Genomic DNA, 11,510 nt, shown 5'->3' with positions numbered 1-11,510 from the left:
AATGAATTTCGTATAATCAACATTATGTTAAATCCGATACACCTAACAATAACTTCATATTTTTCTTTCTTAAACCAAAATCCAATAACTTAAGTGATTTCTATTTTACTCAGCTTAGTTCCCTCGATAAGTTGAATATCCATAAGGACTAAGGAGTAAAGGAATATGATAGTGTTTTACCGAACCATCAGCCTGAAAAATTACGGGAACTTCTGGAAAGAAAGTATTTTGCTTATTTTTCTTAAACCAATCCCCTGTTTTAAACGTTACTTTATATATCGCATTATCTAAAGTTTTATTTTCTGGAAATAATGCAGTTACACGGCCTTGCTCATTGGTTTTAGCTTCTGAAATCTTTATCCATTTTCCATTTTTTTGCTCTTCTAAAGTAACTGTTACATCGGACGAAGGTAATCCATTTTCCAAGTTAAGTACATGTACACTTAAAGGATTTTGTGCCATTACCCAACTTGAAATAGATAAACTGCCAGCGAATAAAAATAACTTGTTCATAGAACTTATCCTGAATTAAATTGATTTAAATTTGTTTAAGTGTAGTTTCTATACCCTGTTGTGCACATTTATCATCTTGAATTGACCCACCTGCACCCGCGACACCAACCGCACCTAATAGCTGGTTTTTATAAACTACGGGTACGCCTCCACCTAAAAGTAATAGTTCAGGTAACCTGGTTAAATTCTGTGAATCTAAATTATTCTGTGCATTACGCATAAACTGTAATGTCGTCATTTTGCTCGAATAAGCTGTAAAAGCTTTTCTTTGCGCTGCGATTAAATTATGAATGCCTACTGTTTCATGGCGTTGGCTCACCATTACGTTGCCACTTTGGTCAAGAATGACCACAGATGCAGGTTTTGCAATATCGCTACAAGCTCGCATGACATTTATCGCAAGTTGATTCGCAATATTTAAATCCATGACATAACTGGTTTTAGGAGCAGAATATGTGATTGAACTAAATAGAATTGCTGGAATAAATAGAAGTTTTTTCATCATTTCTATGAAGCTAAATTAAGAGAGAGCTTAGCTTATATAAAATGAAGTCGCTACTGCATGACAATTAGATTACGAATTTGTAATGTAGTAACAGAACAACCCATATATTATTATTCAGATGCATATACTTATTGTTGAAGATGAAACCAAAATTGCTCAATTTCTAGCAAAAGGTTTAAATGAATCTGGTTATTTATCCAGCATTACTCATGATGGATTGGCAGCGCTCAGTTTGCTCGAAAAGAAAAACTTTGATCTAGTGATTCTAGATGTCATGTTACCTGAAATTGATGGTTGGCAAGTATTAAAGACCTTAAGGACATTTTCTAAAATTCCAGTACTTATGCTGACTGCAAAAGATCATGTCTTGGATCGGGTTAAAGGCCTAGAACTAGGTGCAGATGATTATTTAATTAAGCCCTTCTCTTATATAGAGTTATTGGCACGGGTCAAAAGCCTGTTGAGACGCAGTGTAAAAACTGAGTCTGAATATTATCAAGTTGAAGATTTGATTTTATATCGGCTCGAACGTACTGTTTATCGAAACCAACAAAAAATTGATTTAAGTTCTAAAGAGTTTTCACTTTTACATTTACTCATGCAACATCAAGGTGAAGTATTAACCCGTTCTCAAATTGCCTCAGAAGTGTGGAATATTAACTTTGATACAGACACCAATGTTGTAGATGTCGCTATTCGTCGCTTACGTGCCAAAATTGATGACCATTTTCAGCCCAAATTAATTCATACTGTTCGTGGTATGGGATATCGTTTAAGCATAAATAAATGAAAAACCAGCTAAGACATCTGAGTTTAACAACACGTTTAAGTATCGCATTCAGTATCATTTGCTGCACTGTATTTTTAGGTATTGGCTTGCTTTCTTATCACAACATGCAGAACTTGCTAGCGAAACAACGGGATCAGAATTTAACAGCACGTGTTGAGCGCATCGAAATTTTTTTACAAGATCAAGAAAGTTTTCAGATTTTAATTCAACACCCTCGTCTGTATGAAAATATGCTGGGAAAAGAAGATAATCTTTTGATCTTAAGAAACAAGCAACATACCTTAATTGAGATTAATCCACTGAAAGTCCATATTCCCGCTATGGCCAAATCAAAAACGATTACCTTTCTGAATAATCAATCTGAATTTGCCACAACCCGTTTGGCCTATAAAACTGTACTTTTTAACCATCAAGATTATCAACTGATTGCTGGTACACAACTGGATGAAGCTCAATCCACTTTAGATCAATATTTATGGAAATTGACGCTCTATAGTTTATTCGGGATTGTCATAGCAAGCCTGCTTGGGCGTTGGGTAGGTTTATATTTACTCAAATCCTTAAACCATTTGATTGAGCAGACACATAGCATTAATGGTACGCAGCCATACCAGCGAATCGAAGCTAAAAATACGAATATTGAGGTTGAGAAACTCAGTTCAGCAATGAATTCTATGTTAGAAAAAATTCAAGTTAATTATGATCAATTGGCGCGATTTTCTGAAGATATTGCACATGAACTCAGAACCCCGTTAAATAATTTAATGGGTCAAACACAAATTATGCTCACACAGCCTCGCTCACAACAAGAACTAGAACAGCTTTTATATTCACACCTTGAGGAATATGAACGACTCAGTAACATGATAGACAATATGTTATTTATCGCTCGTTCTGAGCATAGTGATTATATTATTGAGAAGGGAAATATTGATTTATCCAACCTTATTTTAGAGTTGGTTCATTACTTTGAATTTTTAGCTGAAGATAGACAAATGAAATTTGTTTTGCACTTGGAAAAAGGAGTTCAAATATATGGTAATGCGGATTTATTAAAACGAGCTCTATCTAATTTGATCATCAATGCTATTGATTATGGACTTGAAAATCAAGACATTGTAATTTCAACAAAATCTACAGCAGCGTATGTCAATATCGAAATATTAACGAAAAATATTTTTATTGATAAACAACATTTGAATCATATATTTGAACGTTTTTATCAGATTGATCGTAGTCGAAATTTCAAAGCAAAAACTGGTGGCTTGGGGTTATCAATTGTTAGATCTATCATGACGTTACATCATGGAGAAGCGAATGCATATAACAACAGCCAAGGAATTGTATTTAACTTAAAGCTTAAATCGCAAGCATAAATAGATTGTTCAAAAATCCAATTTAGCGATAGCTTTCATTAAATTTTCCTAAAACGAATAGAATACAACTTATCCTAAATGAACCTCTTAGAAACTATTGAAAGCATTTATATTTATTACCAATAAAAATGAGTTACATTGATATGCAGGTCAAAGTCGTGTAGAACATGCTAATAGAGCACTTTAAGATTGTTTAATCAAAGAATTTACATCGACTATTAACGGAATCTAATCTTGAGCTAGATGATAATTTTCACTTGGCAAGAACCACGTAAATTTATCAAGACTCTGACCATCATTTATCATAAATGTATTTACCTGCTTGAACCGACAGAGTTGAATCCTGTGCTTGACATTGGAAATGTCAGTACAGGACATGTCTATTAAGAAATAACAGAAAATGTTAAAAACCGAATTTTCTGGATTTTACTAAGCTATATTTTTTCGATATTGAATAAAACCAGCATTGACTGCTACCTGATCATATAACATTCTTGCTTGGTAGTTGGTTTCTTGAGTTAACCAATAGACTCGAGAACAATTTTTCTTATGAGCTTCAGCATATACTGCTTCTATCAAAATTTTCCCGCAGCCTTTGGCACGATTATCTGTTTTTACAAATAGGTCTTGAAGATAACAGTAATTACCTTCTGTCCAAGTACTACGATGAAAAATATAATGTACTAGGCCAATTAACTCTTTATCTGCCTCAAGTACAAAACATCCCATCTCTTCGCCTTCATCCAGAAGACGATTAAAAGTTAGTTGAGAAAGCTCTGATGTTAAATTTACCTTATAAAAGTTCTGATATCCTTTCCAAAGGCTTAGCCAGTTCTTATAGTCTTGTTTTAAAAGTTTTCTTACTTGCATCATCCTATCTCTTTAATTTTATTTAAATTAGCATAATACAACTTATACGAAAAAAGAGCACCATGAGTTTAAGGTCTTTCTTGCATCTTACCTTGATCTCTTTGCGCCTGATCGCCCCTGCTTCTTTAATCGAAGCAACCAAATCATCAAATAAGTCGTTATCCATGAAATTTTTCTTTTTCTAATTCGCACAGGCTCATGGTTTATTTTAAAAACCCTGTTTGAAATCTTGACCGAATTTCATCGAATTCGGGTTAAGAGAGCAGCATTACACATGGAGAATAGCTTGTTTTTAAATTTTCAAGAGGACTTGGATGAGCATAATAATACCCTTGTAGCATGTCACAACCATTTTTAGTCAAAAATATAGCTTGATCAGCTGTTTCTACTCCTTCCGCAACAACCTCTAGTCCAAGTTGATGTGCAAGCGTGATAATCGCTTGAACAATAGCGGCATCCTGACTGTTATGAGGAATATGTTTAATAAAACTTCGATCTAGCTTTATTTGGTTGGTAGGCAGGCGTCTTAAATAACTTAAACTAGAATAACCAGTACCAAAATCATCGATTGCAACTTGAATTCCCAAAGAACGAATAGTTTGCAAAATTTCTATAGACCTATCAGCTTCTGCGATTAACATACTTTCAATGACTTCAATTTTGAGTAAGTTTGCTGGTAAGTTGCTGACTGCTAAGACTTGTTGCAGTTCTTGCAGAAAACCACTACGACGAAATTGTAAGGGAGAGATGTTCACTGCAACATGTAAGGCAGTATTATTTCGTATGTTCCAGTCCGCAATATCCAAACAGGCCTGCTGAAGTATCCATTGACCAATTGCCACAATTTGCCCCGTTCTTTCTGCAAATGGGATGAAGGTGTCTGGTGACATGAGCCCCTTTTGTGGATGTTCCCAACGGATTAAAGCTTCAACGGCTTTAACTTGTCCTGTTAACGGATCAATGAGAGGTTGATAATAGATTTTAAATTGCTTTTCTTTCAAAGCATCTATCAAGTCATTGCGTAAACTAAGATAATTAATTTGATTTAAATTTTTCTTATCCGTTTCATACCAATGCCATGTATTTCGCCCTCGTCTTTTTGCTTCGTTCATTGCCAATTCAGAATGATGCAATAGATCGTTTGGATGTTGTGTATTGGCTGTATTATCTATAATGCCAATACTGGCAGTAATATAAATTTTCTCTTTTGCAATATAAAATGGCTTTGATAATAAGGAGAGAGTGTTTTCTACAAATTGAATGACATCCTGCTTTTCATTAAATTGTGTCAGCATAACGATAAACTCATCACCCGCAAAACGCGCCAAGAGATCTTTCTCTTGCATGAGGCTTTGCATTCGGATAGACACGGCTTTAATTAATTGATCACCTATGAAGTAACCTAAGCTATCGTTTAAAAGCCTAAAATCATCAAGGTCAATGTAGAGAATAAATAAAGGGTGTTGAGTACTTTTTACATGCTCAAACGATCTCTGTAGTTGTGTTTCAAAGTATTGGCGATTGGGTAGATTTGTCAGAGTGTCATGCGTATGCAAATGGGCAATATGTTCTTCCTGTATCCGCTGTTTTGTAACATCTTGTTGGATTCCAACAAAATGAGTGCAATTGCCTAATTCATCCAAAACTGGAGCTAATGTTAATTTATTCCAAAAACTGCTCCCATCTTTACGATAGTTTTTTAATGTCACTTCTATTTCATGTTTTTCTCTAAGTGCATGCCTAATTTTACGAATAGTCGATGGATCTGAATCTGCACCCTGTAAAAACCGGCAATTTTTGCCAAGAACTTCTGCTTCTGTATAGCCCGTTATGTTCAGAAATGCAGGATTTATATAGACAATCGGCATATCACCATCAGCATCGGTCATAATCATACCGTTTGGACTCGCTGATACACCTCGCTTTAGCAAGCGCAAATTATTCTCTGTGATATGCCGAGTTGTAATATCCTGAGCAATACAGAATATCCCCGTGATCTGTTTATCTTGCATAATGGGTAAACAGGTCAGATTGAGCCAGTAAGTTTTGCCATACGCATTTTGGTAGGTCTGTAGTTCAAAATGCTGTGTCTTTCCTTGGAGGGCCTGATCAAAAGCGGACTTTGCAGTTGATTGATATTCAGGATGTATCCAGTGACTGTAATGTATTCCTCGAATTTTTTCTTCAGGGAAACCAGAGAGTTGCAATGAGGCAAGATTTACACTAACGAAATTACCTTTGAAATCCAACTCAAAACATCCATCAGGATGATGCTTGAAAAATGAATCATGCTTGTCATTTATCGCCAAGCGTCGTTGACGTTCATTCTGCAAATCAAGCGCTAAAGTAATTAATGCTGCTGCGCGATGGAGTAATCGTATGCTTTCATCAGTTGGTTTTTTAGATGGATAATAATAAGTTTCAAAAGTGCCATATAAAACTCCCTGAGCATTAATAACAGGGGTTGACCAGCAGGCAGTCATATTTTTTTCTTTCAGTAAATTCTGGGATGAAATCCAGTTTGGATCTGACTTAAAATTTTCATTAATAATCGAAGTAAGGTGAGTAAAATTGAAATTTTCGTAAATGGAAACATCTGGACTGATTTTAAAATGGTCTAGAATTTCTTTATCTTGTGTCGTGAAGTACGTACCGCCATTAATAATGTGGAGGTTCTGCTCTGTTTCTGAAAACAATATAATAGAAACGATCGCATTGGTAATGCGATTTTCAAGCCACTTGGTAATAGCATGCAAGATCGTTTTTAGTTCGGTATGCAAACCAATCAAATCAAAAATATACTGAGTATCATGCTCATGAACTTTACTTATCATATAACTTCCCTAAACTTATTTTAAAAAAATATATCATTTTTTCTTATATGAAGAGTCACAGCTAATTAAAGTATCAATATAAAAAATGACCTTTAGCAACTTATTAATTGTAGCTTAATCATGACTAAAAAGTCGAACTATCTAGATAGGGTCGATCACAATAAATTTAGTCACCTAATTGTCTGTTTTACATAGGATGTTATGCTAATCAATTAGACCAAATTCCTGATGTTTGTTATTGTTGGTGATGGTAATTTGTTAACACGTACTAATTCAACGTCGATTTACTTCATGAATGAAGATTAACCAGACATAAGAGAAACCAGAATATGCATGTGTCATTCAATGAAGTGATTGAATTTGTTGGAAAGGGTAAAATTCAGGATTTAATGGATAGCTTTTATCAAGCGATTGGCGTTGCGAATGCTGTCGTTGATATGGCAGGAAATGTTGTTGTTCAGGCTGGTTGGCAAGATATCTGTGTCAAATTTCATCGTAAAAGTATAAAAACGTGTACTTGTTGTGTGGAAAATGACGACGTGCTCGTACAGCAGATGACTAAAAATGAAAAATATACGGTTTATCATTGTGCAAATGGATTAGTGAAAACAGCCGCGCCAATTTTTTTACATGGTGAGCATGTGGCTAATATCGTTACTGGCCAATTTTTTACAAAACCGCCTCATTTAGAATTCTTTCACTCACAAGCGTTAGAACTCGATTTTAATCCTGAGGACTATATTGAATCTATTCAAAAGTTGCCAATAATCTCTTTGCAAAGAAGTCAGTCAATCACTGAACTTTATGTGAAATTAATTTCAACCTTGATGACTCATGGTTTGGATAAGTTATCTGAACAGAATAACCAGCTTGAGCTAAATAAAATTAATGATGAACTAAAACAGCAGCTCCAAAGCAATATGGCAGATTTGGCTCGACTAGAAGCGCGTGAAAAAAAGATTATTGATGCTTCACCTGTGCCCAAGATGCTGGTTAATAGTCAGGAAAAAATTGTATATCTAAATCCAGCATTCACTAAAGTCTTTGGTTATTCTGCTGAAGATATACCAGGTTTAGAAGCCTGGTTTGAAAATGCTTACATGGATATTCAGTATAAAAGAGCAGTGAGAGACTTTTGGAAGCTCAACCTGCCCTTGTTTTTATATGGTCAAAAGGCCCTTTCTAAATTAGAAAGAACGATTCAATGTAAAGATGGCTTTCAGCGAGATGTGCTGGTTGATATGGCTATTATTGATCAGTATAAAAATGAAAAAGTCATCATGATTGTATTTATTGATGTGACTGATATTCACCAAGCCAATGCGATAGTGAAACAAAAAAACCTGTTTTTACAGTCCATTCTTGAAGCGGAACCAGAATGTGTCATGATCATTGATCATGATAATCATCTTGAAGAAATCAATCCTGCAGGTCTAAGCTGTTTTGAGGTTGAGGATATTGCTCAAATTAGAAATGTAGGAGTTCTTAATTTTATTGAAGATAATTTTAAGGAAGATTTTAAAATATTAAGCCAAAAAGTTTATAAAGGACAATCTGGGGTACTCGAATTTTCAATTTTAGGTGCGAAGAAAACTAAGCGTTGGTTAGAATGCCATGCAACGCCAGTGAAATTAAATAATAAAAATGAATCAGTTTTCAGCATGTTGGCCGTAAGTCGAGATATAACAGAGCGTAAACATACTGAACTTGAGCTATCTCACAGAAATCATTATTTGTGGCTCAATAATCTGATTTTGAAGAAGCTAGGTGAAAACCTACCGATGAAAGTTATTCTTGATGAAATGATGACCAGTATTGAAGATTGTCATTTAGGAACCTACAGTTCCGTATTACTTGTCGATAAAAATAATAAATATCTTATTCATGGTGCCGCTCCTAGTTTGCCTAGAGATTGGGTAGAGAAAATTTCCAGAGTTCCTATTGGTGAAGGAATAGGATCGTGTGGAACAGCCGCATATCGCGGAGAGCCTGTCATTGTTGATGATATTTCAACCCATCCCTATTGGGCAGCCTTTCGTGAGGATGCCTTGATGAACGGATTACGAGCATGCTGGTCTCAACCCATTAAAAATTCTGCAGGAAAAGTTTTAGGAACTTTTGCAATTTATTTGCGACATGTAGCTGTACCAACGGCAGCCCAGATTTCATTATTAGAAGATTATGCGCAGTTAGCTCAGCTGGTGATCGAGCGGTCACGATTAACTGAAGCCCTGTTAGAAACACAGCATTTGTATCAATTAATTGCTCATAACAGTACCGATGTGATTTGGGTACTAGAGCTGCCTAGCCTGCGGTTTAGTTATGTCAGCCCATCAGTCAAGTATTTACGGGGGTGGGAAGCTGAAGAAGTCATGGAGCATTCAATATATCGAACATTTACTCCAAATATGCTTGCAGCTATGCAAGAGGCTTTAAAAGCACATTTAAAACGCCTCGCAGATGGTGATAAAAACGCCAGAATTGGTTCAATAGAGCTCGAAGTATTGCATAAGGATGGACATGCTATTCCTGTAGAAACTGCATTCAATATGATATTGAATGATAAAGGCGAGCCGATTCAGATTATCGGCGGTTCAAGAGATATTTCTGAACGTAAAGCTACAGAAGCTATTATCAGGAATATGGCTTTCTATGATCGTCTGACGAATTTACCTAATCGACGAATGCTTGAAGATCGTTTGCAGCAGCTCATTAGCTCCTGTCAAAGATTACATTCTAGAATGGCGATGCTCTTTATTGACCTTGATAAGTTTAAACCAGTAAATGATCAGTATGGCCATGCGGCTGGTGACTGGCTATTAAAACAAGTTGCGCAGCGTATGCTGTCTGTACTCAGGAAAACAGATACCGTGGCCCGAGTAGGTGGAGATGAATTTGTTGTTTTACTTCCAGATGCAAAAATTGCAGAACATGCTTTAAATATTGCAGAAAAAATTCGTCTTGAACTTGAGCAACCTTTTGTCATGAAGACGGGCATCATATTAAACATTTCATCGAGTATTGGTATAGTCATGTACCCTGAAGATGCTGATAACTCACGAGATTTGTTACGATTTGGTGATGAAGCAATGTACTATGCCAAAAAAGGCGGTCGTAATAAAATTGAACTATTTAAGAATCCAGCGAAGGAAATTATCCCTAATATTGTTGAATTAATGTGGCATGAGGAGTTCATGTGCGGTCAGTCGGATATTGATGCAGAACATCAAAAAATACTCAAAAAAGCGAGCCACCTTCTGCAATTATCTGCACAGCCTGATAAGTGTCAAACAGAAGCTATGGATGCACTTGATCAGTTATTAGATGACGTGGCTCATCATTTTGCACATGAAGAAATTATTCTAGCGCAATTTGACTATAAAGATTTGCAGCATCATGTTGAGCAACATGTACATTTATTAGAACAAGCACAGCTTCTCAAAGAACAAGCCGAACGCGGTGAAATTTCATCGGGAGGTTTAATTGAATATGTGATTTCAGATGTAATCGTTGAGCACTTGCGCCTAATGGGAGCTGATAAAAAATTCTTTTCCCTTTTTTCTAAAACAAAGATGAATACTTTGGATGTTTAATATACATTCTTTAACTTGATAAATCATACGCTTCGGTTGATCTAGATATTTCTGGAAATGTTGTCAAAGTTATCTATGGTTTCACATAAAATTCACTCCTCAACCACTATTATCAAAATCGAAATTTCATCTTTCAAAGAAACACTTAAATTATTCTTAGTCAGATGAAATATGGCAATACTTACTAGATTTTAATCTAATTGCATTATGTAATTGATATTAAATACCTTTTACTTTTTGCAAATAGTATTTTTTACTGGCGTTTAAAATATCATTGGATAAATCAGTGGCTATAAAATTCATTTCTAAATCTAAATTACCTACTGCTTTTGGCAATTTTGAAATTATAGCATTTCAGGATCAAAGCACTGGTGAAGAACATGTCGCCCTTGCTAAAGGGCTAGAGACTACTCCGACAAGACCTGTTTTGGTCAGAATGCATTCTGAATGTTTAACTGGCGATGCTTTTGGTTCATTAAAGTGTGACTGCGGTCCACAATTACATTCAGCAATGAAAATGATTAATGATGAAGGGCAAGGAGTAATTCTATATTTACGTCAAGAAGGCCGTGGCATAGGACTAACCAATAAAATTCGTGCATATGCCCTTCAAGATCAAGGGCACGATACTCTTGATGCAAACTTGTTATTAAATTTACCTGCAGATGCTCGTCATTATGACATGTGCGCTGTTATGCTAGATTATCTACAAGTTAAAGAGGTAAGATTAATTACAAATAACCCACTTAAAATCAATGCATTGGAAGGTTTAGGTATTAATGTGGTTGAGCGCGTTCCTTTAACTGTAGGTTTAAATATTTTTAATAAAGGCTACTTAGAAACAAAGCAAAAACGTATGTCGCATATGTATGAAAAGAATGATTTTTAGGATAGGTTACGGGGGAAAGCCAAGCCCTCAGGGCATATCGAGCAATCATCATTTCAACTCAACATGAGTGCAAAATCCACAACTACTTGGGCACCTATTTTCACCTTAAACATTAAACACTTTAATAAATTCATTCATAA

General features: G+C 35.4%; 8 protein-coding genes and 2 pseudogenes. 5 read left to right on the top strand and 5 right to left on the bottom strand.

The window, feature by feature from the left end; all coding sequences use genetic code 11:
* Positions 1–114: 114 nt before the first annotated feature.
* Positions 115–513 carry a hydroxyisourate hydrolase gene (gene uraH / locus ACX1N5_RS13515; protein ID WP_131382060.1) on the bottom strand — a complete coding sequence of 133 codons (399 nt, stop codon included), beginning with the start codon at positions 511–513 and terminating at the stop codon, positions 115–117.
* Between the two features lie 25 nt (positions 514–538).
* Positions 539–1,018: a GlcG/HbpS family heme-binding protein gene (locus tag ACX1N5_RS13510; protein ID WP_458802799.1), complete on the bottom strand. Its 480-nt coding sequence runs from the start codon at positions 1,016–1,018 to the stop codon at positions 539–541.
* A 118-nt stretch (positions 1,019–1,136) separates the two neighbouring features.
* On the opposite strand from ACX1N5_RS13510, the gene ACX1N5_RS13505 reads away from it, so the two are divergent.
* The 3 genes and pseudogenes from ACX1N5_RS13505 to ACX1N5_RS13495 form a co-directional block, all read left to right on the top strand.
* Positions 1,137–1,808 (top strand): heavy metal response regulator transcription factor, encoded by a 672-nt coding sequence (locus ACX1N5_RS13505; protein WP_458802797.1) that lies wholly within the window; start codon positions 1,137–1,139, stop codon positions 1,806–1,808.
* Positions 1,805–3,184: a heavy metal sensor histidine kinase gene (locus ACX1N5_RS13500; protein ID WP_458802795.1), complete on the top strand. Its 1,380-nt coding sequence runs from the start codon at positions 1,805–1,807 to the stop codon at positions 3,182–3,184. Before ACX1N5_RS13505 ends, ACX1N5_RS13500 begins: the two co-directional genes overlap by 4 nt.
* Before the next feature lie 197 nt (positions 3,185–3,381).
* Positions 3,382–3,526: pseudogene (locus ACX1N5_RS13495) on the top strand (ISNCY family transposase); the annotation flags it as partial.
* A gap of 87 nt (positions 3,527–3,613) precedes the next feature.
* Here the strand turns inward: ACX1N5_RS13495 and ACX1N5_RS13490 are convergent.
* The 3 genes and pseudogenes from ACX1N5_RS13490 to ACX1N5_RS13480 form a co-directional block, all read right to left on the bottom strand.
* The gene (locus ACX1N5_RS13490; protein WP_458802806.1) at positions 3,614–4,054 is read right to left on the bottom strand and encodes a GNAT family N-acetyltransferase; all 441 of its coding nucleotides are present in this window, start codon (positions 4,052–4,054) and stop codon (positions 3,614–3,616) included.
* Positions 4,055–4,118: 64 nt separating this feature from the next.
* A pseudogene (locus ACX1N5_RS13485) lies at positions 4,119–4,220 on the bottom strand (transcriptional regulator); the annotation flags it as partial.
* An 88-nt stretch (positions 4,221–4,308) separates the two neighbouring features.
* Complete coding sequence (locus tag ACX1N5_RS13480) at positions 4,309–6,888, bottom strand: bifunctional diguanylate cyclase/phosphodiesterase (protein WP_458802793.1); 2,580 nt, start codon at positions 6,886–6,888, stop codon at positions 4,309–4,311.
* A gap of 329 nt (positions 6,889–7,217) precedes the next feature.
* Between ACX1N5_RS13480 and ACX1N5_RS13475 the strand changes: the two genes are divergently transcribed.
* Positions 7,218–10,481, top strand: coding sequence for a diguanylate cyclase domain-containing protein (locus ACX1N5_RS13475; protein WP_458802792.1), 3,264 nt, complete (start codon positions 7,218–7,220; stop codon positions 10,479–10,481).
* A gap of 286 nt (positions 10,482–10,767) precedes the next feature.
* On the top strand, positions 10,768–11,370 hold the full coding sequence (gene ribA, locus ACX1N5_RS13470; RefSeq protein WP_131382067.1) for a GTP cyclohydrolase II: 603 nt from the start codon (positions 10,768–10,770) through the stop codon (positions 11,368–11,370).
* Positions 11,371–11,510: the final 140 nt, after the last annotated feature.

This window comes from Acinetobacter sp. ANC 4636 (genome assembly GCF_054454555.1).
The sequence above is the reverse complement of the archived record's forward strand: the minus strand, read 5'-3'. Positions and strand labels throughout refer to the sequence as shown.

Excerpts from the sequence above, each read along its gene's own strand:
- uraH (WP_131382060.1), bottom strand. The coding sequence starts at position 513 with ATGAACAAGTTATTTTTATTCGCTGGCAGTTTATCTATTTCAAGTTGG.
- ACX1N5_RS13510 (WP_458802799.1), bottom strand. The coding sequence starts at position 1,018 with ATGATGAAAAAACTTCTATTTATTCCAGCAATTCTATTTAGTTCAATC.
- ACX1N5_RS13505 (WP_458802797.1), top strand. The coding sequence starts at position 1,137 with ATGCATATACTTATTGTTGAAGATGAAACCAAAATTGCTCAATTTCTA.
- ACX1N5_RS13500 (WP_458802795.1), top strand. The coding sequence starts at position 1,805 with ATGAAAAACCAGCTAAGACATCTGAGTTTAACAACACGTTTAAGTATC.
- ACX1N5_RS13490 (WP_458802806.1), bottom strand. The coding sequence starts at position 4,054 with ATGCAAGTAAGAAAACTTTTAAAACAAGACTATAAGAACTGGCTAAGC.
- ACX1N5_RS13480 (WP_458802793.1), bottom strand. The coding sequence starts at position 6,888 with ATGATAAGTAAAGTTCATGAGCATGATACTCAGTATATTTTTGATTTG.
- ACX1N5_RS13475 (WP_458802792.1), top strand. The coding sequence starts at position 7,218 with ATGCATGTGTCATTCAATGAAGTGATTGAATTTGTTGGAAAGGGTAAA.